Annotated in this window: 22 protein-coding genes; 16 read left to right on the forward strand and 6 right to left on the reverse strand. The window is 71.0% G+C overall.

What is annotated here, in order from left to right:
• Position 1: 1 nt before the first annotated feature.
• Positions 2-871, reverse strand: a complete 870-nt coding sequence (locus LPA41_RS38505; RefSeq protein ID WP_229076431.1) for a PAC2 family protein — start codon at positions 869-871, stop codon at positions 2-4.
• A gap of 116 nt (positions 872-987) precedes the next feature.
• Here LPA41_RS38505 and LPA41_RS38510 point away from each other — a divergent pair, with 116 nt between their 5' ends.
• Positions 988-1,542, forward strand: coding sequence for a hypothetical protein (locus LPA41_RS38510; protein ID WP_229076432.1), 555 nt, complete (start codon positions 988-990; stop codon positions 1,540-1,542).
• A 1,329-nt stretch (positions 1,543-2,871) separates the two neighbouring features.
• On the opposite strand, the gene LPA41_RS38515 is transcribed toward LPA41_RS38510, so the two are convergent.
• Positions 2,872-5,409, reverse strand: a complete 2,538-nt coding sequence (locus LPA41_RS38515; RefSeq protein ID WP_229076433.1) for an ABC transporter permease — start codon at positions 5,407-5,409, stop codon at positions 2,872-2,874.
• Complete coding sequence (locus tag LPA41_RS38520) at positions 5,409-6,176, reverse strand: ABC transporter ATP-binding protein (RefSeq protein ID WP_229076434.1); 768 nt, start codon at positions 6,174-6,176, stop codon at positions 5,409-5,411. The genes LPA41_RS38515 and LPA41_RS38520 overlap by 1 nt, the downstream gene beginning before the upstream one ends.
• A 203-nt stretch (positions 6,177-6,379) precedes the next feature.
• On the opposite strand from LPA41_RS38520, the gene LPA41_RS38525 reads away from it, so the two are divergent.
• Positions 6,380-7,066: a neutral zinc metallopeptidase gene (locus LPA41_RS38525; RefSeq protein ID WP_229076435.1), complete on the forward strand. Its 687-nt coding sequence runs from the start codon at positions 6,380-6,382 to the stop codon at positions 7,064-7,066.
• A gap of 68 nt (positions 7,067-7,134) precedes the next feature.
• On the forward strand, positions 7,135-7,782 hold the full coding sequence (locus tag LPA41_RS38530; protein WP_229076436.1) for an HAD family phosphatase: 648 nt from the start codon (positions 7,135-7,137) through the stop codon (positions 7,780-7,782).
• A gap of 144 nt (positions 7,783-7,926) precedes the next feature.
• Here the strand turns inward: LPA41_RS38530 and LPA41_RS38535 are convergent, their stop codons facing one another.
• Together LPA41_RS38535 and LPA41_RS38540 are read right to left on the reverse strand one after the other, a co-directional pair.
• Complete coding sequence (locus LPA41_RS38535; RefSeq protein WP_229076468.1) at positions 7,927-8,595, reverse strand: response regulator transcription factor; 669 nt, start codon at positions 8,593-8,595, stop codon at positions 7,927-7,929.
• A 211-nt stretch (positions 8,596-8,806) separates the two neighbouring features.
• Positions 8,807-9,871, reverse strand: a complete 1,065-nt coding sequence (locus tag LPA41_RS38540; protein WP_229076437.1) for a PD-(D/E)XK nuclease family protein — start codon at positions 9,869-9,871, stop codon at positions 8,807-8,809.
• A 77-nt stretch (positions 9,872-9,948) separates the two neighbouring features.
• Here LPA41_RS38540 and LPA41_RS38545 point away from each other — a divergent pair, with 77 nt between their 5' ends.
• From LPA41_RS38545 to LPA41_RS38555, 3 genes are all read left to right on the forward strand, one after another.
• Positions 9,949-11,118 (forward strand): M50 family metallopeptidase, encoded by a 1,170-nt coding sequence (locus LPA41_RS38545; protein WP_229076438.1) that lies wholly within the window; start codon positions 9,949-9,951, stop codon positions 11,116-11,118.
• 10 nt (positions 11,119-11,128) lie between these two features.
• Positions 11,129-12,067, forward strand: a complete 939-nt coding sequence (locus tag LPA41_RS38550) for a tRNA (adenine-N1)-methyltransferase (protein WP_229076439.1) — start codon at positions 11,129-11,131, stop codon at positions 12,065-12,067.
• Positions 12,068-12,139: 72 nt separating this feature from the next.
• Positions 12,140-12,730 (forward strand): hypothetical protein, encoded by a 591-nt coding sequence (locus LPA41_RS38555; RefSeq protein WP_229076440.1) that lies wholly within the window; start codon positions 12,140-12,142, stop codon positions 12,728-12,730.
• 108 nt (positions 12,731-12,838) lie between these two features.
• Here the strand turns inward: LPA41_RS38555 and LPA41_RS38560 are convergent, their stop codons facing one another.
• Positions 12,839-13,132, reverse strand: coding sequence for a ferredoxin (locus tag LPA41_RS38560; protein WP_229076441.1), 294 nt, complete (start codon positions 13,130-13,132; stop codon positions 12,839-12,841).
• Between the two features lie 239 nt (positions 13,133-13,371).
• Between LPA41_RS38560 and arc the strand changes: the two genes are divergently transcribed.
• The 10 genes from arc (at position 13,372) to LPA41_RS38610 (ending at position 23,748) form a co-directional block, all read left to right on the forward strand.
• Entirely contained in the window at positions 13,372-15,153 is a 1,782-nt protein-coding gene (gene arc, locus LPA41_RS38565; RefSeq protein WP_229076442.1) for a proteasome ATPase, read from the forward strand.
• Between the two features lie 60 nt (positions 15,154-15,213).
• Positions 15,214-16,404 carry an acyltransferase gene (locus LPA41_RS38570; protein WP_229076443.1) on the forward strand — a complete coding sequence of 397 codons (1,191 nt, stop codon included), beginning with the start codon at positions 15,214-15,216 and terminating at the stop codon, positions 16,402-16,404.
• A gap of 47 nt (positions 16,405-16,451) precedes the next feature.
• Positions 16,452-17,969: a depupylase/deamidase Dop gene (dop, locus tag LPA41_RS38575; RefSeq protein WP_374238271.1), complete on the forward strand. Its 1,518-nt coding sequence runs from the start codon at positions 16,452-16,454 to the stop codon at positions 17,967-17,969.
• An 80-nt stretch (positions 17,970-18,049) separates the two neighbouring features.
• On the forward strand, positions 18,050-18,265 hold the full coding sequence (locus LPA41_RS38580; RefSeq protein ID WP_229076444.1) for a ubiquitin-like protein Pup: 216 nt from the start codon (positions 18,050-18,052) through the stop codon (positions 18,263-18,265).
• An 83-nt stretch (positions 18,266-18,348) separates the two neighbouring features.
• Complete coding sequence (locus LPA41_RS38585; protein ID WP_229076470.1) at positions 18,349-18,651, forward strand: endonuclease VII domain-containing protein; 303 nt, start codon at positions 18,349-18,351, stop codon at positions 18,649-18,651.
• Positions 18,570-19,409 (forward strand): proteasome subunit beta, encoded by an 840-nt coding sequence (prcB, locus tag LPA41_RS38590; RefSeq protein ID WP_229076445.1) that lies wholly within the window; start codon positions 18,570-18,572, stop codon positions 19,407-19,409. The genes LPA41_RS38585 and prcB overlap by 82 nt, the downstream gene beginning before the upstream one ends.
• Positions 19,410-19,454: 45 nt before the next feature.
• Complete coding sequence (prcA, locus tag LPA41_RS38595) at positions 19,455-20,333, forward strand: proteasome subunit alpha (RefSeq protein WP_229076446.1); 879 nt, start codon at positions 19,455-19,457, stop codon at positions 20,331-20,333.
• A gap of 178 nt (positions 20,334-20,511) precedes the next feature.
• The gene (gene pafA, locus LPA41_RS38600; protein ID WP_229076447.1) at positions 20,512-21,870 is read left to right on the forward strand and encodes a Pup--protein ligase; all 1,359 of its coding nucleotides are present in this window, start codon (positions 20,512-20,514) and stop codon (positions 21,868-21,870) included.
• A gap of 64 nt (positions 21,871-21,934) precedes the next feature.
• Positions 21,935-22,153 (forward strand): hypothetical protein, encoded by a 219-nt coding sequence (locus tag LPA41_RS38605; protein ID WP_229076448.1) that lies wholly within the window; start codon positions 21,935-21,937, stop codon positions 22,151-22,153.
• Between the two features lie 128 nt (positions 22,154-22,281).
• Entirely contained in the window at positions 22,282-23,748 is a 1,467-nt protein-coding gene (locus LPA41_RS38610) for a GGDEF domain-containing protein (RefSeq protein WP_229076449.1), read from the forward strand.
• Positions 23,749-23,751 lie beyond the last annotated feature (3 nt).

Below are 23,751 nucleotides of genomic sequence, written 5' to 3' on the forward strand. Positions count from 1 at the left end.
CCTACCAGGAGCCGGCGGTGGGACCCGCCGACCCACCCCGGCGCCGTAGGTACTTCTCGAACTCGCTGGCGATCTCGTCGCCGGTCAGCGGCTGGATCCCGGCGTCACCGACGCGCTCCTCCAGCTCTCGCACGTACTCCCCGAGCTCCGCGTCCTGCTCGGCGGCCGCGCGGACCCGCTTCTCCCACTCGTCGGCCTGCTCGGCCAGGTCGGCCATCGGCACCGGCAGGTCGAGCACGTCCTCGATCCGGCTCAGCAGGGCGAGGGTGGCCTTCGGGCAGGGCGGGTTGTTCGCGTAGTGGGGCACGTGCACCCAGAACGACAGCGCGTCCAGCTCGGCGCGGGAGGACGCCTCCTGCAGTACGCCGACGATGCCGGTCGGGCCGTCGTAGCGAGTCGGCACCACCTTGTACTTCTCGGCGATCTGCGGGTCCGACGCGCTGCCGCTGATCGGCAGGGGCCGCGTGTAGGGCACGTCGGCCAGCAGTGCGCCGAGCAGCACGATCCGGTTGACCTCGAGGCTGTGGCAGATCTCCAGCACGGACTCGCAGAACGTGCGCCACCGCATGCTCGGCTCGATGCCGCGGATCAGGACCACGTCGCGGTCGCTGCCGGGCGGACTGGCCACGGTGAACCGGGTTGTCGGCCACTCGATCTTGCGCGTCTCACCTTCGGCCATGGTGATGGTGGGACGGCTGACCTGGAAGTCGTAGAAGTCCTCCGGGTCGATGGTGGTGATCTCCTTGGCCTGCCACACCTGATCGAGGTGCTCCACGGCCGCGGTGGAAGCGTCCGCGGCGTCGTTCCAGCCCTCGAAGGCAGCGATCGCCACGGGGGAGCGGAGCAGCGGGAGGCCGTCGAACTCAGTCATGGGACACAGCCTACGTGCGGCCTGCGGAAGCCACCCGGCGGCCGCGCCGGGACGGCGGTCCGACGGAGTCCGCCATCTATCGGATCAACCGGGAGATATACGCGCATAATCACACCATGACCGACCATGTGGATCAGGTACTCGGGCCGACCGACGACACGGTGATCTTCATCCAGGCGCGTGGCATGTTCTTCGTGACGGCGCTCTGGGTCCTCGCCGCCACCTGGGTGCCGATGCTCGGCGTGTACCTGCTCATCAAGGTCGCGGCGGGGCATCGGCCGGACCCGGCGGACATCGTCGTCTACATCGAGGCGGCTTTGGTCGTGCCGGCGGTCTCCGCGGCCGTGGTGATGCTGGCCGTCTGGCGCCGGCTGGGCTGGCTGCACACCTCCGTGCACGGCATCGACTTCGCCGCCACCGGCCGCCGCCCGGTGCACATCCCCTGGTCCGGCATCGCCTCGGTGGCCCTGCACGGCCGCGGCCCGTTCACCGAGCTGGTGGTGACGCCGGTGGCCGAGGACTACGCGACCGAGCTCGACGGTGCGGGCGGCCACCCGCGAGTACGGCGCCGGGGCACCGAGATCGCCTACGTGGTCGACGTCGGCCTGATGTCACCGGGCCCCGAGGTTCTCCTCGCCGAGCTGCACCGCCGGGTACCCAGCAAGGTTTGACAGCGGCCGGAGGCGCGGTCAGGTTCTTAACTCACTCGTTAATTAACCGAGGTGTTAAGTGGCCGACCGGCTCAGTGTGATCTTCGCGGCGCTCGCCGACCCGACGCGCCGGGGGGGCCGGGGCCAGGGCGCCGGCCCGTTCCGGCCGCTTCCGCAGAGGGCGTGACATCTGACTGCCCGCGAGGCTGGCCGGTGTCCGCCTCGCGGTCCGTTTCACGGCTGCCGGCCATTGGGTGGTGTCCGCCTCGCGGTCCGTGCCACGGTTGTCGGCCATTGCTCGCGGCCGGTGCCACTGTCGTCGGCCATTGACCGGTGTCCGCCTCGTGGTCCGCTGCGCGGTTGCCGACCACTTGAACGAGGAGCGCCTTGTGCGGGATCGCTCGCTCGTTGTGCTTCGCGGAGTGGTGCGACGGGTGGCGATGCCGCTCCGGAGTCGGCTCCGACCCCGCCCGGACCGATTCGCCTTCATCGTCCACCGCGTATGCGGGCACACAGGGCGCCTTCACACAGCCCTGGGCGCGGCGCACCCCGATCGCCGCCCAGCCGATACCGCCCATGTGCCTTTCCTGACCTGGGACACCGGACGGCCGTCAACGCGAGAAGTTGATCTGCTAGCGCTACGAAATCGCTGTGATCATGGACCTGAAACCGCGATCTCGTATCGCTAGCAGATCAACTTCTCGGCATGGGCAGCGCGTCCGGCGTCACCCGGGCCGGAAAGGGCACGGGGAACGGATTATCCGCGTGTGCGTGTTCGGCCTCGCGTAGGCCTGGCCCGTCCGACTTGCTGCAGGCGGCCGGGCAGTTTCGGCCTTGCGCGCGGGCTCAGATGCGGGCCGGCCCGAATACGTCGCGACTTTCTGGGGCCGGCCGGGCAGGTTCGGCCTTGCGCCTGGGCCGGTTGCGCCCGAATTTCTGCAAGCAGCCGGGCGGCCAGGCAGCCGGGCGGCCAGGCAGCCGGGCAGGCGGCCGAGCGGCTGCGGCGTCGCGTGCGGGCCGGATGTGCTGACCGTCCGTGTGCGTTCGGGTGGGTCCGACCTTGCGTGCAGGCCTCGACGGAACCGGCCTTCTGCGCACGCCTGGCTTTCGCCGGACGGCTTGGGGATACGCCTGGCTTTCGCCGGATGACTTGGGCGCAGGTCTGGCTTTCGCCGGTCGGCTTGGGCGCAGGTCTGGCTTTCGCCGGTCGGCTTGGGCGTACGCCTGGCTTTCGCCCCGACTGCCCGGGCGCCCGGCCGCAGAACCGGTGCGGCCGGGCGCTTGCTCGGGGGAGGGTGATGTTCGGTGTGGCGGGAGTGAAGCGGTGGCGTCGTTGTCGTTCGGTGGGTGTCAGTCGTGGGCGATGGCGTTCAGGACGTTGAGCCGGGCCGCGCGGATGGCGGGGGCTACTGCTGCTATGACGCCTACCAGGGCGGCCAGGGCCAGGTAGGTGGCCATGCGTTCCCAGGGGAGCACGATCTGGGTGATGCCGTCGTTGGCCAGGGCGCGGGCGACGGCGCTGCCCATGCCGGCGCCGACGGTGACGCCGAGGAGGGCGCCGAAGACCGAGATCACCACGGCCTCGACGGTGATCATGCGCATGGTCTGTGCGCGGCCCAGGCCCACCGCGCGGAGCAGGCCCAGTTCGCGGGTCCGTTCCAGCACGGACAGGGCCAGGGTGTTCACCACGCCGAGGACGGCGATCAGGATGGCCAGGCCCAGCAGGATCTGGATCATCGTGATGATCTGGTCGAACGCGGCGGCCTGGTCGTTGACGAACGTCTCCTGGTCCGTGGCGGAGACCTCGGGACTGTCCGCCACCAGGGCCTTGACCTGCGGCAGAACGGCCGAGACGGGCACGCCGTCGTCGAGCCGGACGAATCCGAGGACCGGCTGGGTGATGCCGAAGTCCTTGATCGCGGCGGACGGCAGGATGATGCTGCCGGGTAGGGTGTCCTCGGTGAAGACGGCGGCGACCGTGTAGGTGCGTTCCTCGCCCCGGGACGTCTGGATCGTCACCGGCGAACCGGTCTGCCAGCCCTTCTCGGTGGCCTTCGGCGCGCTCACCGCGATCTGGTCGGCCCGCAGCGTGACCGCTGTCGTCCCGTACGCCTGACCCAGGGTGGCCAGGTCCTCGGTGGCGGCCACGTACTCCCGGTCGCCGCCGATGACCACCATGTCGTTGTAGAGGCCGGCGGCGGCCTGGACACCGGGGATCGCCGCGGCCCGGTCCACGACGCCCGAGTCGTACGTCGGTGGCCGTGGCCCGTTCTGATCACCGCTGATCATGATCTGGGCCTTGAGGATGCTCGCGGCCTCGGCCTTGAGGCTGCTCTTCGCCGAGTCCATCACCACGGTGACGCCGGTGACCAGGGCGATGCCGACCATCAGGGCGGCCGCGGTGATCGCGGTGCGCCGCGGGTTGCGGCCGGAGTTGAGCCGGCCCAGCCGGCCCGGCAGCGACCACGAGAAGAGGCGGCCGAGCAGCGACACCACCGGCCGGCTGATCGCCGGGGTGAGCAGGGCGACGCCGATGAACGTGACGAGCACGCCGCCGAAGAGCAGCCACAGGTCGGCGGCGCCGGCGTCGGCGAACAGGCCGATCCCGAGGGCGGCCGCGCCGATGGCGGTGACCGCGGCACCGCTGACGGTGATCGCGGTGAGCGGGCGGTCCGGGATGGCGACGTCCTGCATCGCGGCGACCGGGGCGATCCGGGACGCGCGCAGCGCCGGCAGCACCGCTGCGACCACGGTCACCAGGACACCGACCACGAACGAGCTGATGATGGCGGCCGGTGGCACGCCGACCGGGGCGAGGTCGAGCCCACCGCCGCCCATGCTGCTGAACAGGTAGCCCAGGCCGGCGCCCGCGCCGACCCCGGCCGCCAGGCCGAGCACCGAGGCGATCAGGCCGACCACCACGGCCTCCACGAGCACCGAGTTGATCACCTGGCGGCGGCCGGCGCCGAGCGCGCGCAGCAGGGCCAGTTCACGGGTGCGCTGCGCCACCACGATCGAGAACGTGTTGAGGACCAGGAAGATGCCGACGAACAGCGCGATGCCGGCGAAGCCCAGCAGGATCTGACCGAAGAAGCCCATGCCCTCCTTGAGGCTCGCGGCGTTCTCCTCGGCCAGCTCGTCGCCGGTCTTCACCACGAAGCCGGCACCGAGGGCCGGGGCCAGCCGGTCCCGCAGCTCGGCCGGGGCGACACCGTCGGCGGCGCGGACCGTCACCGAGGTGAACACGTTCTTCTCGCCGAGCATCAGCTCCTGCGCGACGGGCGTGGTGAACGCGACCTCCTGCACGCCGCCCAGACTGGCCCGGTCACCGGTGTAACCCCAGACGCCGACCAGCGTGAACTCGCGCTTGGGCTGCTGGGTGAGCACCGGCACCCGGTCGCCGATGCGGTAACCGGAGAGCTCGGCGGTGGTCGCGTTCATGGCGATCTCGCCGGGCGCCACCGGGCCGCGACCCTCGCGCAGTTGCATGATCTCGTCGGTGCCGGTCCAGTTGGAGCCGATCCGGGGCGGGCCCATCGAGGTGAGCACCTTGCCGTCGGACCCGATCACGCGGGCGCCGTCGGCGTCGACACGGCCCACTGCCTCCCGTACACCCGCCTGGGTCTTGATCTTGTCCACCGTCGCGGCCGGCAGCGGCGCGGCGACCTGCTCCCCCTCGAACTCGCTCAGCTCGACCTTGGGTTTGGCGGTGACCGAGACGTCGGTCGCCGCATAGGCGTCCGAGAAGATCGAGTCGAAGGTGCGGTTCAGCGTGTCGGTGAGCACGAAGGCGCCGGACACGAACATCACGCCCAGCAGCACGGCCAGGCCGGAGAGGACCAGGCGCAGCTTGCGGGCGAGCAGGCTCTTGAGCGTCGCGCGCAACATCAGAGCGTCACCGGCTCGGCATGCGTGTCGAGGCGTTTCATGGTGTCCAGCACGGTCTCGGCCGTCGGGTCCGCGAGCTCGTCGACGATGGCGCCGTCGGCGAGGAAGACCACCCGGTCGGCGTAGCTCGCGGCCGCCGGGTCGTGGGTGACCATCACGATCGTCTGGTCGTGCTCGCGCACACTGGCCCGCAGGAACGTGAGGATCTCGGCGCCGGCCCGCGAGTCCAGGTTGCCGGTCGGCTCGTCCGCGAAGATCACGTCGGGGCGGCCGACCAGGGCCCGGGCGCACGCGACCCGCTGCTGCTGGCCGCCGGAGAGCTGGCTGGGCCGGTGCCCGAGCCGATCGCGCAGCCCGACCGTGCCGATCACCGTGTCCCACCAGGCCGGGTCGGCCTTGCGGCCGGCGATGTCCAGCGGCAGCCTGATGTTCTCCGCCGCACTGAGCGTGGGCAGCAGGTTGAACTGCTGGAAGATGAAACCGATCCGATCACGCCGCAATCGGGTCAGCGCCTTGTCGCCCAGGCCGCTGATCTCGGTGCCACCGATGTGGACGGTGCCCTCGTCGACCGTGTCGAGCCCGGCGAGGCAGTGCATCAGCGTCGACTTGCCGCTGCCCGACGGCCCCATGATCGCCGTGAATCGGCCCCGGCCGAACTCGACACTCACCTGTCGCAGAGCCACCACCCGGGCCTCGCCCGAACCGTAGACCTTGCCGATCCCGTCCGCGCGCGCCGCCACCGCCCCGCCGGCATTCGTCGCTGCCACTGTCTCGTCCCCCTGAGGTCCGTCGCTGCCCGAGCACCCGCCCGGCCAGCCCAGTGTGTCGGTGCCGGCGCTCGCAGTCGTCCCACCTGTGGGGGAGCGGAGGGCGGAGATTTCGGTGGGGGAGTCACGTAGGTAGGTCTCAGGGACGACCCTTAGTCCGGTCGTACCGAGCGCATCCGCGGAGCCCCGTCTACGGTGGATCCATGCGCGTTCGAGTGGCTCTCGTCGTCGTCTCACTGACCGGCCTGCTCGCCGGCTGCGGGCTCGAACCGGTTCCCCCGGCCGACGAACCCGCCGCCACGGCGATCACCGCCGACCAGGACGGCACCGACTCGCCCGAGGAGTTCACCGCCGACATCGAGGCCGCCCGGGAGATCGCCGCGGAATACTGGGGTGAGCGGCTCGGCGCCGGCTTCGAGCCGATCAAGGACCTCATCGCGTACGAGCAAGAGGGCGACGTGGCCTGCGCAGGCCAGCCGCTGCCTCGCAACAACGCGGTCTACTGCTCCGCCGGTGACTTCATCGCCTACGACGTCAACTGGGCGTACGCGGCGTTCCAGCAGGTCGGCGACGCGTTCCTGTTCTATCTGCTGGGCCACGAGTACGCGCACGGCATCCAGGCCCGGCTCGGCATCCAGAAACAGTTCACCATCGAGCAGGAGCTCCAGGCGGACTGCATGGCCGGCGCCTTCATCGGCGACAAGGTGCGCGACGACCGGCTGCGGATGCAGGACAACGACACGCAGGAACTGGCCGACGGGCTGGAAGCGGTCGGCGACCAGCCGGGGCAGCCCTGGTTCGCCGAAGGGTCGCACGGGACGGCCGAGCAGCGGATGCAGTCGTTCGCCAGCGGGTACGAGAAGTCGCTGGCCGCCTGCGGGCTCTCCTGAACCACCGGCCTGTCAGGGTGGTCACATCCGCTCGGTGCTGACGCCCGCGGCACCGCAGAATGGCGGCGATGGACGCCGTACTCTTCGACATGGACGGCACGCTGGTCGACAGCGAGCGACTCTGGGGCATCGCGCTCGCCGAACTGGCCGTGCACGCCGGGGGCACCCTCTCCGAGACCGCCCGGCTCGCCATGGTCGGCACCAGCATGAGCCGCAGCATGCAGATCTTCCGCGACGACCTGGGCCAGCCCGGCCGCCCGGAAGCCGCCGACGTGACCTGGCTGACCGACCGCGTCTGCGAACTCTTCGCCGACGGGCTCGTCTGGCGGCCCGGCGCGATGGACCTGCTGCTCGCCGTCCGCGCAGCCGGGATCCGGACCGCCCTGGTCACCTCGACCGGGCGGCGGCTCGTCGAGGTCGCCCTCAAGACGATCGGGGCCGAGAACTTCGACGCCGTCGTCTGCGGTGACGAGGTGGCGATGCCGAAACCGGACCCGGAGCCGTACCGGACCGCCGCCGCCCTGCTCGGCGTCCCGATCGGCCGCTGCGTGGCGATCGAGGACTCACCCAGCGGCGTCGCGAGCGCCCTGGCCGCCGGCGCCGCGGTCCTGGCCGTCCCCGCCGAGCTGGAGCTTCCCCCGGTCGACGGGGTTCACCTCAGGTCGTCCCTGGTCGGTGTCGACCCGGCTTTCCTGGCCGCCCTGATCCGCCGCTGACGGGACCGGCTTTGTCGCGTCTCTGGCGGCATCCGCCGGGGTTGTCGCTGACGGGACTCGCCTTGTCGTGGCGCTGACGGCACCCGCCGGGGTCTGGCGCCGACGGTCTCCGCCTGGTTGAGGCGCCGACGGTCTCCGCCGGGATCAGGTGCCGGGCTTCACCAGGCCCGTCTCGTAGGCGAGCACCACCGCCTGGGTGCGGTCGCGCAGGCGGAGTTTGGCGAGCATGTGACCCACGTGCGTCTTCACGGTGGTCTCGCTGACCTGGAGCAGGTCGGCGATCTCGGTGTTGGTTCGGCCGCGGGCCACGTGGGTGAGCACCTCGCGCTCGCGGGCGGTGAGGGCCGCCAGTTTCGCGGCCCGGTCGACGGCGGTGACGGGCACCGACTCGGCGAGCCGGGCGAGGATCCGGGCCAGCAGCTGTGGGGTGATCACGGCGCCGCCGGCGGCGACCGCGCGGACGGCGGCGATGAGTTCGGCCTCGGGCGCGTCCTTGCGGAGGTAGCCCTTGGCGCCCGCGGCGAGCGCGGCGACGACCCGGTCGTCGGCGTCCTCGTCGGCGACGATCAGCACCTGCACCGGCAGGCGCGCCTCGGTGATCGCCCGGGTCACGGTGAGGCCGTCGGTGCGGGGCAGCGCGAGTTCCATGACGAGGACGTCCGGCAGCAGCCGGCGGGCCAGGTCGAGCGCCTCCGTGCCGTCGTCCACCTCGCCGACGACGACGATCTCCGCCCCGGCCGGCGGCGGCGTGGTCAGCAGGATGCGCAGCCCGGCGCGCTGCAGCGGAGCCGGGTCGGCCAGCAGCACCCGCAGCGGCGGGACGCGGTGGTGCGCCGGTTCCCGGGGCGGCCGGGCAGGGCCGTGCGGTCGCGCGTCAACCGCGCCGGTCGTTTCGCGGCCGGGCACAGGGAAGGTCGGCGCGGAGGCCGGCGCGGGCGCCGGTGGGGGTGCGGGGGTGGCCGGCGGCGGTGCCGGGGTGGGTGGTGGTGGAAGGCGGGGGCGGGACGGCCACGGTGCGGGGTGGTCAGTCAACGGGGTCGTCCCGCAGGCGGGGGCCGACGGGGGCGGGCTCGGAGCTGAGCACGGTGACGGGGAGCTCGGGGAAGGGGGGTGGGGTGCCGCCGAACTCGGGGCAGAGCTGCTGGTGGCGGCACCAGCCGCAGAGGCGGCTGGGCTTGGGGCGGAAGTCGCGGTCGCGCTTGGCCCGTTCGATGGCGGCGGAGAGGGCGGTCAGGGTGCGCTCGAAACGCTCCAGCTCGCCGGCCTCGGGGCTGTAGTCGAGGACCTCGGCGTCCTTGAGGTAGAGCAGGCGCAGGACCCGGGGCACGACGCCGCGGGTGCGCCACAGGACCAGGGCGTAGAACTTGAGCTGGAACAGGGCGCGGCCCTCGAAGGCCTCGCGCGGGGCGCCGCCGGTCTTGTAGTCGACGACCCGCAGGTCGCCGGCCGGGGAGACGTCGAGGCGGTCGATGTAGCCGCGCAGGAGCAGGTCGTCGCCGACGAGGGTGGAGATCAGGGTCTCCCGCTCGGCGGGTTGCAGGCGCTGCGGGTCCTCCACCGCGAAGTAGCCGTCGAGCAGGGCGCTCGCGCTGGACAGGAACGCGGCGAGGCGGGCCGCCTCGGCCTCGCCGGGCGGCAGGTCGAGCAGCGCGGCCTGGCCGGTGGCGTCGGCCTCGGCGGCGACGGCGGCCGGGTCCGGCACGGCCGGGCCGGCGGACACACCGGGCGGGACCGGGTCGGTGGTGAAGATCTCGGACACGGACGGGTCCTGGGCGACCAGCTTGGCCCACTCGGGGGCGACGAGCGCCGCCGCGGCCTCGGGGGTGCGGTCGGCCGCGGGCAGGTCGAACAAGCGCTCCAGGACGGCGTGCACCAGGGTGCCGCGGATCTGGTCGGCGGAGGGCAGCTCGGGCAGCTTGTCGATGGTCCGGAAGCGGAACAGCAGCGGGCACGTCTTGAAGTCGGCGGCCCGGGACGGCGAGAGCGAGGGGCCGGCCGGGGCCTCCGGGCGGCGCCCGCGCGGGGCGGGTGCGGGGCCGCCGGCGGGGGCGGGGACCTCGGATGCCGTCAGGGATGGGTGCGCCGTCATGTCACAGAGGCTAGGGCAGGGGTACGACCAAAACGCCGGGGTGGGTCGCCGGGCGGCGTGTCCGTAGCATCGATCGCGTGGAGGAACAGGCGCGCGCATCCCGGAACCCGCCGTCGCGGACGGGCCGGCCGGTCGGGCACGTGCTCGGCATCCCGGTCCATGCGAGCGCCTCGATGCTGCTCCTGGCCGTGCTGGTCACCGTGGTCTACGGCAACTACGCGCAGGCCGAGCTGGATCTGGCGCCGCCGTGGTCGTACGCCATCGGTCTGGGTTTCGTGGTCTGCCTGCTCGGGTCGGTGCTGCTGCACGAGCTGGGTCATGCGGTGACCGCCCGCCGGCACGGGATCGGCGTGCGGCGGATCACGCTGGAGCTGCTCAGCGGCTGGACCGAGATGGAGCGGGACGCGCCGACGCCGAAGGTGGACGCACTGGTCTCGCTGGCCGGGCCGCTGGTCTCGCTGCTGCTGGGCGGGGTCGCCACGGCGGCGGCGCTGCTGCTGCCGGCGGACACCGTGCCCGGTCAGATCGCGTTCCAGCTGGCGGTGAGCAACATCCTGGTGGCGGTCTTCAACGTGCTGCCGGGGCTGCCGCTGGACGGCGGGCGGGCGCTGCGGGCCGCCGTCTGGGCGGTGCTCAAGGACCGCAACCGGGCGACCGTGGTGGCCGGCTGGGCGGGCCGGGTCCTGGCGCTGCTCACCGTGGTCGTGGTGGTGGCGTTGTACCGGTTCGGCTTCCTGACCGTGTTCGGACTGGTCTTCGTGCTGCTCGTGGTGCTCACCCTGTGGCAGGGTGCCGGGCAGTCGATCCGGCTGGGCCGGATGACCGGCCGGTTCCCGCTCGTCGACCTGGGTGCGCTGGCCCGGCCGCTGCTGGCGGTGCCGGCGGGCACGCCGCTCGGCGAGGCCCAGCGCCGGCGCGCCGAGGACCCGCGGCCGGACGTGGTGCTCGCGGTGTCCGACGCGGCGGGCAGTCTCACCGCGGTGGTCGACCCGGTCGCCGCCGAACGGGTGCCGGTCGACCGGCGGCCCTGGGTGAGCGTGGAGAGCGTGGCCCGGTCGCGGGACGCGCTGACCGCGCTGCCGCTCGGGCTCAGCGGTGAGCAGGTGGTCCGGGCGCTGCAGGCTCACCCGGGTGCGCAGTACCTGGTGACGGCAGGGGAGGATGTCGTCGGCGTCCTGCGGGTCGCCGACGTCGCCGCGGTGCTGGAACCGCGGCGCACGGTCCCGAGCCCGAGAAAAGACAGCTGAGAGAAGACCTGTGACCACGACCCCGACCACCGCCGCCGACGAGCAGGTGCCCGCGCACCGCGGACCGTTCCGGGTGGGCGACCGCGTGCAGCTCACCGACCCGAAAGGGCGGATGCACACCATCGTGCTGGAACCCGGCAAGGCGTTCCACACCCACCGCGGCGCGCTCGAGCACGACGCGCTGATCGGGCTCCCGGACGGCAGTGTGATCACCGCCACCAGCGGTACGGCCTACCTGGCGCTGCGGCCGCTGCTGAGCGACTACGTGCTCTCCATGCCGCGCGGCGCGCAGGTGATCTACCCGAAGGACGCGGCGCAGATCGTCGCGATGGGTGACGTCTTCCCGGGCGCCAAGGTGCTCGAGGCCGGCGCCGGCTCGGGCGCGCTGACCTGCTCGCTGCTGCGGGCCGCCGGCAGCACCGGCGAGGTGCACAGCTACGAGGTGCGCGAGGACTTCGCGGCGATCGCCCGCAAGAACGTGGAGGCCTTCTTCGGCGGCCCGCACCCGGCGTGGCACCTGCACAACGGTGACGTCGCGGGCAACGAGATCGGCGGCTTCGACCGGATCATCCTGGACATGCTGACCCCGTGGGAGGCCCTCGACATGGTCGAGCGCTCGCTGATCCCGGGCGGCGTGTTCGTCGGTTACGTGGCCACCACCCCGCAGCTCTCCGAGCTCGTCGAGGCGCTGCGCGAGCGCGGTGGCTGGACCGAGCCGCGCGCCTGGGAGTCGCTGGTCCGGGACTGGCACGCCGACGGCCTCGCGGTCCGGCCGGACCACCGGATGATCGCGCACACCGCGTTCCTGGTGTCGGCGCGCAAGCTGGCGCCCGGTGTCACCGCGCCGCCGCGCCGCCGCAAGCCGAGCAAGGGCGCCGAGGCGTACGCGTTGCGCAAGGCCACCCAGGCCGCACTGCAGGCCCAGAAGGAGGACCCCACCGGGGAGTGACCGTCATCGTCGCGTCGGGTAGGTTCCGTTCGAGCGTCCAGGGGAGGGCGCCAGGGGAGGTGCACGGTCAGCATGAGCTCTCCGCCGTTCGGTGGCAGCAACGAGATGCCGGCGGTCTTCCCCGACTGGTCGCCCTATCCGGATCTGGATTCGGCGGCCCGGGCCTACCTGCGCGACCCCGACGTTGCCCTGGACGCGCTGTTCGGCGTGCTGCGCGGCGCCTCGGTGCTCTGCTTCACCCTGGAGCGGTTCGTCAACGAGGTGAACGGCGTCTGGCAGGAGGTCGTGGTCTGCGACGGCAGCCGCCTCGTGCTCTGGCACGGTGAGGACGTGGCGCCCGGCGACGGGCCGGCCGGCTCGATGACCTCGTCGTTGCGGGTGGTGCCGCTCTCCACGGTCACCGAGGTGGGCTGCCGGCGGCGGCTCACCCGCACCTCGAACGGGCAGGCCCGGGTCGACAGCATCGACGTCTACCTGCTGCTCAGCTCGGTCGACGACGCGGTGCCGCCGCCCGGTGTCGGCGAGGAGGAGGGCCGGGCGCCGCTGCGGCACGACGCGCTGCGGTTCGGCAAGACGATCGACGACGGCGGGCCGGGTCAGATCGCCCGCCTGGAGGAGTTCTCCCGGGTGGTCGCGTCCCTGGTGGGCCGGCCGACCCTCTAGCGCCGGCGGCGGATCAGCACCCGGCTGGCGCCGGCGGCGGATCAGCACCGGCTGGCGCCGGCGGCCAATCGGCACCGGCTGCGGCGGGCCGGGCGGGCCGCCGGCGTGTCAGTCCGGCGCGTCGGGCCCGGCGACCGGGGCGCCGTCGGCCTGGCGCACGACGTGGATGCAGTCGCCGGGGCACTCCTTGGCGGAGTCGATCACCTCTAGCAGAAGGCGGCGCGGCACGCCCGCGCGCACGCCCGGGTCCTGCAGAAGGTCACCCGTGGCATTCTTCACGTAGGCAAGCCCGTCGATGTCCAGTTCGAAGACCTCCGGCGCGTACTGCGCGCAGAGGCCGTCGCCGGTGCACAGATCCTGATCGATCCAGACCTGCAGGTCGTCCGCGGTCTCCGCCGGCACCTTACCTCCCACAACACGGCCTCTCAGCTCCCGCGACGGGTCCGCGCGCCGGCCCGGACAGGCAGGCGTCCGCCCCGTGGCGAGACGGCACCGACGGTACCCGAAGATCCGATTGACCGATCGGCCGCGGGTTGATCAATCGATCAAGAGTCGGTGACGAGGGTGTTGCAGGGCTCGAAAACCGCCTCGCAACGGCTAGTGTTGACCCAAGACGTTCGAGCCCCCCGGGGAGGTGGGACGTGGCACGTAGCGACGAAGCGGACTCCCGCGCCGCACGATGGGAGAAAGAGGCCAACGATCTCTCCAGTCAGGTCGCGTTTCTGCAAGAGGAACTCGCCCTGGTCAGGCGGAAGTTGACCGAAAGCCCCCGACACGTCCGGCAGCTTGAGGAACGGCTCGCGGCAACGCAGGCGCAGCTGGCCCGAGTGACCGAGAACAACGAGCGGCTCGTGGCGACCCTCAAGGAAGCCCGGACCCAGATCGTCACTCTCAAGGAAGAGATTGACCGGCTCGCCCAGCCGCCCAGCGGCTACGGCGTTTTCCTGTCCGCTCACGAGGACGGCACGGTGGACGTGTTCACCGGCGGCCGCAAGCTGCGGGTGGCGGTCTCGCCGTCGCTCGCCGCCGACGAGTTGCAGCGGGGCCAGGAGGTCCTGCTCAACGACGCGCTCAACGTGGTGGACGCGTTCGGTTTCGAGCGCACCGGCGAGGTGGTCCTGCTCAAGGAGGTCCTGGACAACCCGTCCGGCGGCCCCCGTGACCGGGCCCTGGTCGTCTCGCACGCCGACGAGGAGCGCATCGTCTTCCTCGCCGACTCGCTGGAGATCAGCAAGCTCCGCGCCGGCGACTCGCTGATGATCGAACCCCGTTCGGCGTACGCCTACGAGCGGATCCCCAAGAGCGAGGTCGAGGAGCTCGTCCTCGAGGAGGTCCCCGACGTCGACTACACCGACATCGGTGGCCTGCACTCGCAGATCGAGCAGATCCGGGACGCGGTGGAGCTGCCGTTCCTGCACGCCGACCTGTTCCGGGAGCACCAGCTGCGCCCGCCGAAGGGCATTCTGCTCTACGGCCCGCCCGGCTGTGGCAAGACCCTGATCGCCAAGGCGGTCGCCAACTCGCTGGCGAAGAAGATCGCCGAGCGGCGCGGCGAGGAGAAGCACACCAGCTACTTCCTCAACATCAAGGGTCCGGAGCTGCTCAACAAGTACGTGGGTGAGACCGAGCGGCACATCCGCCTGGTCTTCCAGCGGGCGCGGGAGAAGGCCGGCGAGGGCACGCCGGTGATCGTGTTCTTCGACGAGATGGACTCGATCTTCCGGACCCGTGGCTCCGGTGTCTCCAGCGACGTGGAGAACACCATCGTTCCCCAGTTGCTCAGCGAGATCGACGGCGTCGAGGGCCTGGAGAACGTGATCGTCATCGGCGCCTCCAACCGGGAAGACATGATCGACCCGGCGATCCTGCGCCCCGGCCGCCTCGACGTGAAGATCAAGATCGAGCGGCCGGACGCCGAGGCGGCGAAGGACATCTTCGCCAAGTACATCCTTTCCGACCTGCCGCTGAGCTCGGACGACCTGACCGAGCACGGTGGCAACCGGGACGCCACGGTCGCCGCGATGATCGAGGCGGTCGTGCTCCGGATGTACACGGAGACCGAGGAGAACCGCTTCCTCGAGGTCACCTACGCCAACGGTGACAAGGAAGTCCTGTACTTCAAGGACTTCAACTCCGGCGCCATGATCCAGAACATCGTGGATCGCGGCAAGAAGATGGCGATCAAGGAGTTCCTCACCTCCGGCAAGAAGGGGCTGCGGCTGCAGCACCTGCTCGACAGCTGCGTCGACGAGTTCCGGGAGAACGAGGACCTGCCGAACACGACGAACCCCGACGACTGGGCCCGGATCTCCGGCAAGAAGGGCGAGCGGATCGTCTACATCCGCACGCTCGTCTCCGGCGGCAAGGGCGCGGAAGCCGGCCGGTCCATCGAGACGGCCAGCAACACCGGTCAGTACCTGTAACGACGCGCGCAGCCGGGGCCGCGGGGACAACCCCGCGGCCCCGGCCTCGTTCAACCCCGTGTGACCACCGCACCCCGACTCGCGTGGCTCGACGCACTCCGCGGTTACGCGGCCGTCGTGGTCGCCCTGTTCCACCTGAGCCCGGTCGTCCTCGGGGCCGAGACGCACCTGCGGATCTACCGGGAGTTCGACTTCGGCAAATACGCCGTGCTGCTGTTCTTCCTGGTCAGCGGATACGTCATCCTGATGTCGCTGGAACGGCACGGCTCACTGCGCCGGTTCTGGGTGGGGCGGCTGTGCCGGATCTACCCGGCCTACCTGGTCACCGTCCTGCTCGCGGCCGGTCTCGCGGCGGCCGGCCTGCACCGCCTGCCGGATCAGGTGCGCACCGAGACCACCGCGAGCGTGCTGGCGCACGCCACGATGCTGCAGGACCTGCTGGGCGTACGGGGAGTGGTGCGGCCGTTCTGGACGCTCAGCTTCGAGATGGTCTTCTACTTCCTGGTGGCGGGACTGTTCGTGTGGCGGGTGCACCGGTTCAGCGCGTGGTGGGCGGCCGGGCTCACGGTGGTGGCGCTGGCGGGCGGGACGGGCCTGCCGGACGCCCTGGGCGGGGTATTCCGCGATGCCCGCTGGGCGAGCGCGGCCGGTGCCCTCCTCCTGGTGGCGTGCATGCTTGGCGCGTACCTCCGGAATTTCCGGATCCGCGTCGCGGGGGCCGCCTCGCTCGCCCTGATCGTGCTGCCGCTCGCGAACGGGCATGCCAGCAAGTGGGTGACGAGCGGTTCGTCGGCGCAGGCCCTGGTGATGCTGGCGGTGATGTTCGCCGGGACGGTGGTCTATCGCGCGCAACACCGACAAATACGGCGTTTCTCGGCACTGGTCAGTCTCGTCGTGGTGCTCGCCGGAGTGACAGCGCAGTTCGGCGGTCCCGTCGCCGTCGCGGTGACCGGGACGTTCGGCGTCGCCTTCGCCCTGCGGCACCGGGCCGTCCCCGGCGTGCTGACCTGGCTGGGAACCGTCAGCTACTCGCTCTACCTGCTGCACCTGCTGGTCCTCGGTGTGCTCGCCCGGCTCGTCGAGAACCGGCTGCTCGTGCTGCTCGGCTTCGTGGCCGGGACGATGGTCGCCGCCTGGGCCTGCCACCGATGGGTGGAACAGCCCGGCCAGCGCCTCGCAAGGTCGCTTGTCGCCACGGAAGGTGAAACGCCGCGCACGGGCAGCTTCGGCAAGCACCGCGAGAGCGTCTAGGCTCGATGCATGAGCACGTACGGCTTCGTGGCGGACAGGGTGGTCGCATGAGCGTTCGACGGATTATGGGCACCGAGGTCGAATACGGCATCTCCGTGCCCGGTCAGCCCGGCGCCAACCCGATGGTGACCTCGTCGCAGGTGGTCAACGCCTACGGCGCGCGGCCCGAGCTCAACCGCGGCGGCCGGGCCCGCTGGGACTACGAGGAGGAGTCGCCACTGCGCGACGCGCGCGGCTTCACCTACTCCGGCGCCGCCTACGACCCCGCCGAAGCCCTCGCCGACGAGGACCTCGGCCTGGCCAACGTGATACTGACCAACGGCGCCCGGCTCTACGTGGACCACGCGCACCCGGAATACAGCACACCCGAGTGCACCAACCCGCTCGACGTCGTGAAATGGGACAAGGCCGGCGAACGCGTGATGGCCGAGGCCAGCCGCCGCGCCGCCACCATCCCCGGCACCCACCGGATCCAGCTCTACAAGAACAACACCGACAACAAGGGCGCGTCGTACGGGTCGCACGAGAACTACCTGATGCGGCGGCAGACCCCGTTCGCCGACATCGTCGCCCACCTCACGCCCTTCTTCGTCACCCGGCAGATCTTCACCGGCGTCGGGCGCGTCGGCATCGGGCAGGACGGCACCGGCTCCGGCTTCCAGATCTCCTCGCGTGCCGACTTCTTCGAGGTCGAGGTGGGTCTGGAGACGACACTCAAACGGCCGATCATCAACACCCGCGACGAGCCGCACGCCGACGCCGACAAGTACCGCCGGCTGCACGTGATCATCGGCGACGCCAACCTCTCCGAGATCGCCTCCTACCTCAAGATGGGCACCACCTCCCTGGTGCTCAACATGATCGAGGAGAAGGTGTTCACCGGCGAACTCGGCATCGCCGACCCGGTCAGCGAACTCAAGGCAGTGAGCCACGACCCGTCGCTCAAGCACCTGATGCGGCTGCGCGACGGCCGCCGGCTCACCGCGCTCGACCTCCAATGGGCCTACTACGAGCGGGCTCGCGCCTTCGTCGACGAGCGGTACGGCGCCGACGCCGACGAACAGACCACCGACATCCTGGACCGGTGGGAGGACACCCTCGACAAGCTCGGCCGCGACCCGATGGAACTCTCCGACTCGCTCGACTGGGTCGCCAAACTGCGGCTCCTCGAGGGATACCGGGAACGCGAGAACCTCGGCTGGAACTCGCCGAAACTCCAGCTCGTCGACCTGCAGTACGCCGACGTGCGCCCGGAGAAAGGCCTCTACCACCGGCTGGTCGCCCGCGGGTCGATGAAGACCCTGCTCGACCCGGACGACACGCAGCGCGCCATGTACGAGCCGCCGGCGGACACCCGGGCCTACTTCCGCGGCCGGTGCCTCGCCCAGTACGCCTCCGAAGTGGTCGCCGCCAGCTGGGACTCGGTCATCTTCGACGTCGGCCGGGAGTCGCTCGTGCGGGTGCCGATGATGGAACCCGAGCGGGGCACCAAGAAGCACGTCGGCGCGCTGTTCGACACGTGCGAGAGCGCCAAGGACCTGCTCGAGGTGATCACCAGCCGGTGATGCGTTTCGTCACAGGCGCGAGGTAGGTTTTTCCCAACCCGATGTTGCAGGACTTCGGGTGGCTGAGAAGGGGGACATCCATGGCAACCCGAGACACAGGTGGTCAGTCGCAGAGCGGGAAGGGCCGCAGCGATCAGGAGACCGAGGACGTCACCGTCGAGGCCAATCCCGAGGTCGCCGAGCGGCATGCGGAGATCACCGAGGACGTCGACGATCTGCTGGACGAAATCGACTCGGTTTTGGAAGAAAACGCCGAGGAATTCGTGCGTGGATACGTGCAAAAAGGTGGTCAGTAAGTCATAGCCGGGTAAAACGGACATGCCTCAGGTCTGTTCCGGGCGGACATCGCGATTGCTCTGACTGCGGGGAGACGAAGCCGCTGGCCGACTTTCCCCGCAGTCGCCACGACAGCGGAGGGCACGGCAGATACTGCAAGCCCTGTGCGGTTTGTGGCGCGGACGACCCGCAACACGTAGACCACGATCATCGCACCGGATGGGTGCGCGGGATATTGTGCTTCAACTGCAACGGCGGTCTGGGGCAGTTCCGGGACGACCCGGTTCTCCTCGCCAATGCGATCACGTACCTGAAAGGAACCACGTGGCGACGGGCTTTGATCCATCCGGGCGTCTACCGGATTTCTTCACCAGCACGGGGACGTCCTCCTTCACGCAGTTCCTGAGTCAGGCCGCGCCGGAGATGCTTCCGGGCCGGCGGCCGCTTCCGCCGGGGCTCACCGGCGACGTCGCCCCGCACGGCACCACGATCGTCGCGATCGCGACGGCCGACGGTGTGGTGATGGCGGGTGACCGGCGCGCGACCATGGGGAACCTGATCGCGAGCCGCGACATCAGGAAGGTCCACCCCGCCGACTCGTACTCGCTGATCGGCATCGCCGGCACGGCCGGGATCGGCATCGAGCTGATCCGGCTGTTCCAGGTGGAGCTGGAGCACTACGAGAAGATCGAGGGAGCGATGCTCTCCCTCGACGGTAAGGCGAACCGGCTGGCCGCGATGGTCCGCGGCAACCTGGGCGCGGCGATGCAGGGCCTCGCCGTTGTCCCGCTCTTCGCCGGCTTCGACCTGTCGCCGGTGGACCCGGCGCGCGCCGGGCGGATCTTCAGCTTCGACGTGGCCGGCGGGCTCTACGAGGAGACCGGCTACGAGGCGATCGGCTCGGGCTCGCTGTTCGCGAAGTCGGCGCTGAAGAAGAGGTACCGGGCGGGAGTGAGCACCGACGACGCGATCCGGCTCGCGGTGGAGGCGCTCTACGACGCCGCCGACGACGACACGGCGACCGGCGGGCCGGACGTGACCCGCAAGATCTACCCGGTGGTGATGACGGCGACGGCGAACGGCACGCAGCGGCTCAGCGACGAGGAGATCACCGCGGTGGCCGAGCAGGTCGTCCAGGGACGCATGGAGAACCCGGGCGGTTGATCCAGCCCCCTGACCGGACGACCAGCGAGACAAGGAGCAGCCACCGTGGCCATGCAGTTCTACGCATCACCGGAGCAGGTCCAGCGGGACCGCTCGGAGTACGCCCGTAAGGGCATCGCCCGCGGCCGGTCGGCCGTGGTGCTCACCTACGAGGGCGGCATCCTGCTGGTCGCCGAGAACATCACCACGCTGCGGAAGATCAGCGAGATCTACGACAAGATCGCGTTCGCGGCGGTCGGGCGGTACAACGAGTTCGAGAGCCTGCGCCGGGCCGGTGTGCGGATGGCCGACATGCTCGGCCTCAGCTACGACCGGCGGGACGTGACGGGGCGGGCGCTGGCGAACGCGTACACCCAGACCCTCGGTGCGATCTTCTCGGAGACGCAGAAGCCGTACGAGGTGGAGATCTGTGTCGCGCAGGTCGGCGCCACGCCCGAGGACGACGAGCTGTACCGGGTGACCTACGACGGGTCCGTCATGGACGAGCCCGGTTTCATGGCGATGGGCGGCCAGGCCGAGGCGATCTCCAACGTGCTGCGCGAGCGGCACGACACCGCCGCCGACCTGCAGACCGCGCTGGCGCTCGCCGCGGAGGCGCTGGGCAGCGTGGGCGGGGAGAACGGCCAGACCCGCACCCTGGACGCGAAGCAGCTCGAGGTCGCGGTCCTGGACCGGCGCCGGCAGGGCCGGGCGTTCCGCCGGCTCACCGGTGCGTCGCTGACGACGCTGCTCGGGCACGAGTCGGTGCCGGAGGCCGACCTGGGCGATGTGGACGCGGCGCCGCCCGCCCCGGCCGAGGCGAAGCCGACGATCTCGGCGGCCTCGTCGGACACCGAGAAGGCAGCGTCCGACCCGGGCAAGGCGTCGGGCACGGACAAGAGCACGGACAAGGGCACGGGTACGGCGCCGGAGGCCGACTCCTGAGCTGAGCCGGGCCGGCGGCCGGGCGACGGGAAACTGTCCGCCCGGCCGCCGCCGTGCGTTCACGCGTACCCCGGACGGAGCCGTCACCGGCGTGCCTGCAATGCCCGTCGCGGGGTGTGTGCGGGAAAGAGCGAGTTGTGACTGCCGCTGAACCGTTTCTTGCGGCTAGTGTTTCGTCATGGAACGGCGAATTTTCGGCCTCGAGACCGAGTACGGAGTCACGTGCACCTATCGGGGGCAGCGGCGGCTGTCTCCGGACGAGGTGGCCCGCTACCTGTTCCGCCGAGTGGTTTCCTGGGGACGCAGCAGCAACGTGTTCCTCCGCAACGGCGCCCGCCTTTACCTCGATGTCGGTTCCCACCCTGAGTACGCGACCCCCGAATGCGACTCCGTCACCGATCTGGTCGCCCACGACCGGGCCGGGGAGCGCATCCTCGAAGGGCTCCTCGTCGACGCGGAGAAGCGTCTGCACGACGAGGGCATCGCCGGGGAGATCTACCTCTTCAAGAACAACACCGATTCGGCCGGCAACTCCTACGGCTGCCACGAGAACTACCTCGTCAGCCGGCACGGCGAGTTCGGCCGGCTCGCCGACGTCCTCATCCCGTTCCTGGTCACCCGCCAGCTGATCTGTGGCGCGGGCAAGGTGCTCCAGACGCCGCGCGGCGCGGTCTTCTGCCTGTCGCAGCGGGCCGAGCACATCTGGGAGGGCGTCTCCAGCGCGACCACGCGCAGCCGTCCGATCATCAACACCCGCGACGAGCCGCACGCCGATGCCGAGCGCTACCGGCGCCTGCACGTGATCGTCGGCGACTCCAACATGAACGAGGTGACGACGCTGCTCAAGGTGGGCAGCGCCGACATCGTGCTCCGCATGATCGAGGCGGGCGTGGTGATGCGCGACCTGACCCTGGAGAACCCGATCCGGGCGATCCGCGAGGTCAGCCACGACATCACCGGCCGCCGCAAGATCCGCCTGGCGAACAACAAGGAGGTCTCCGCGCTGGAGATCCAGCAGGAGTACCTGGCGAAGGCCACCGAGTTCGTCGAGCGCCGCGGCGGTGACCCGGTCGCCAAGCGGGTCGTCGAGCTCTGGGGTCGCGTGCTCAACGCGATCGAGAGCGAGAACCTCGACCCGGTCGCGCGGGAGATCGACTGGGTCTCGAAGTACAAGCTGATCGAGCGCTACCAGGCCAAGCACGAGATCCCGATGTCGCACCCGCGGATCGCGCAGCTCGACCTGGCGTACCACGACGTGCGCCGGGGCCGCGGCCTCTACGCGCTGATGGAGAAGCGCAACCAGGTCGACCGGATCGCCAACGACCTGCAGATCTACGAAGCGAAGGAGACGCCGCCGCAGACCACCCGGGCCCGGCTGCGCGGCGAGTTCATCAAGCACGCGCAGGAGAAGCGGCGCGACTTCACCGTCGACTGGGTGCACCTGAAGCTCAACGACCAGGCGCAGCGGACGGTCCTGTGCAAGGACCCGTTCCGGGCCTACGACGAGCGAGTGGAGCGCCTGATCGCCAGCATGTAGCGGCTGCCACAGGACGTCGGTGGAGCGGAACCGGGCCGGCCGGTTCCGCTAGGCTGGCCGGGTTATGACGATGCCTGGCCGGCCCGGCCTCCCCGACCAGCCCGACCCAGCGGAGCGTTCCGAGCAGGACGTCCGGCTGGGCCGGGCCGAGCGCCGCCGTGAGCGCGTCTACCAGCAGATCAAGAAGGATCGGGCCGGCAACCACAAGATCCCGACCTGGGTGTACGCGACGATCCTCGGTCTCGTGCTGGCCGGCTGGCTGTACCTGATCATCACGTCCTGAGGCCTGTCGCCTGGTTCTGAGGCTGATAGTCACGTCCCGGGACCGGATCGCCTGGTTCTGAGGCCGCGCAACCCGTTCGCCACCGCACCGGCACCGGCGGCCCACCCCGGATGCCGTTGTCTGAGACGGTGTCGAGTGAGCGTGGAGCGGGGCGGGTCTTCGCGGTGGTCGCCGTGCTGGCGGTCGCCGGGTACCAGCTGCTGCCCGAGAACGTCTGGGCCCGCACGGCCTGGCAGGTGGCGGCCGGTTACGCCGGCACCGCCGCGATCCTGATCGGGGCGCACCGGCTGTCCCGCGACGACCGCCTGCCGTGGTGGTGCTTCGCGGCCGGGGTCTTCCTGAACACCACCGGCATCGGGGTCGCGGTCGTCGGGGAACGGTACTTCGGGTTCCTCGACCTGCCGACACCGGCGGACCCGTTCTTCCTCGCCCTCTACCCGGCCTGCGCGCTCGGCCTGGGTGTGCTGGTGTGGCGCCGGGACCGGCGGCGGGACTGGACCGCGCTCGTCGACGCCGCCACGATCACCACCGGTTTCGGGCTGCTGGCCTGGGTGTACGTCATCGAGCCGGCGGCGCTGGGCGACCGGATGAACCGGTGGGCGCACGCGACGCAGGTCGCGTACCCGATCGGTGATCTTCTGCTGCTCGGCATGATGGCCCGGCTGCTGCGCAGCGGTGGCAGCCGGGGCGCCTCCTTCTGGTGGATCACGGGGGCGCTCGCCGCGTTCCTGATCGGTGACAGTACGTGGGTGGTGCTCGGCAACCTGGGCGACACCGGGATCCTGCTGGAGAACGCCCGCTGGTTCCGCCGGCCGCTGGAGTCGGTGTTCCTGATCGGGTTCCTGCTCTTCGGAGTGGCCGCGCTGCACGCCGACGCCCGGCACGTGGCGACCGCCGCGGACCGCCCGCCGGCCCGGCTCGGCCGTGGCCTGCTGACGCTGCTCACCGTCGCGTCGCTCATCGCGCCGGTGCTGCTCGGTGTGCAGGTGCACCACGGCAGGGTGGTCAGCGGCTGGGCGTTCGTGTTCGGTTCGGCCACGCTGTTCCTCCTGGTCGTGGCCCGGATGGCGCTGCTCGTCCGGGAGCTGGAGTGCCAGGCCGCACAGGTGCGGGACCTGGCCCGCTCGGACGAACTGACCGGCCTGCCGAACCGGCGCGCCTGGAACGACGAACTGCCCCGGGCGCTGGAACGGGCCCGCCGCGACCGGAGCCCGGTGACCGTGGCGATCCTCGACCTGGACCGGTTCAAGACGTTCAACGACACGCACGGGCACCCGGCGGGGGACCGGCTGCTCAAGGCGGCCGCCGCGGCCTGGCACTCGGCGCTGCGCGACGTCGACCTGATCGCCCGGCACGGTGGCGAGGAGTTCGTGGTGCTGCTGCCCGGCGCCGGTCCAGCCGAGGCCCGGCAGGTGCTGGCCCGGGCCCTGGCGGTGACGCCGCTGGGGCAGACGTTCTCGGCGGGCGTCGCGGTCTGGGATCGGACGGAGACCTCGGACGAGCTGCTGGCGCGGGCGGACGCGGCGCTCTACGCGGCGAAGGCGGGCGGCCGCAACCGGATCACCCAGTCCGGGGAGCTGACGGCCGCGGGCTGACCG

The sequence above is a fragment of the Actinoplanes sp. DH11 genome (assembly GCF_020873875.1).
In the GTDB taxonomy this organism is placed as follows: domain Bacteria; phylum Actinomycetota; class Actinomycetes; order Mycobacteriales; family Micromonosporaceae; genus Actinoplanes.

Excerpts from the sequence above, each read along its gene's own strand:
- LPA41_RS38510 (WP_229076432.1), top strand. The coding sequence starts at position 988 with ATGACCGACCATGTGGATCAGGTACTCGGGCCGACCGACGACACGGTG.
- LPA41_RS38555 (WP_229076440.1), top strand. The coding sequence starts at position 12,140 with ATGAGCTCTCCGCCGTTCGGTGGCAGCAACGAGATGCCGGCGGTCTTC.
- pafA (WP_229076447.1), top strand. The coding sequence starts at position 20,512 with ATGGAACGGCGAATTTTCGGCCTCGAGACCGAGTACGGAGTCACGTGC.
- LPA41_RS38515 (WP_229076433.1), bottom strand. The coding sequence starts at position 5,409 with ATGTTGCGCGCGACGCTCAAGAGCCTGCTCGCCCGCAAGCTGCGCCTG.
- LPA41_RS38505 (WP_229076431.1), bottom strand. The coding sequence starts at position 871 with ATGACTGAGTTCGACGGCCTCCCGCTGCTCCGCTCCCCCGTGGCGATC.
- LPA41_RS38540 (WP_229076437.1), bottom strand. The coding sequence starts at position 9,871 with ATGACGGCGCACCCATCCCTGACGGCATCCGAGGTCCCCGCCCCCGCC.
- dop (WP_374238271.1), top strand. The coding sequence starts at position 16,452 with ATGAGCGTTCGACGGATTATGGGCACCGAGGTCGAATACGGCATCTCC.
- LPA41_RS38605 (WP_229076448.1), top strand. The coding sequence starts at position 21,935 with ATGACGATGCCTGGCCGGCCCGGCCTCCCCGACCAGCCCGACCCAGCG.
- LPA41_RS38580 (WP_229076444.1), top strand. The coding sequence starts at position 18,050 with ATGGCAACCCGAGACACAGGTGGTCAGTCGCAGAGCGGGAAGGGCCGC.
- LPA41_RS38525 (WP_229076435.1), top strand. The coding sequence starts at position 6,380 with ATGCGCGTTCGAGTGGCTCTCGTCGTCGTCTCACTGACCGGCCTGCTC.
- LPA41_RS38530 (WP_229076436.1), top strand. The coding sequence starts at position 7,135 with ATGGACGCCGTACTCTTCGACATGGACGGCACGCTGGTCGACAGCGAG.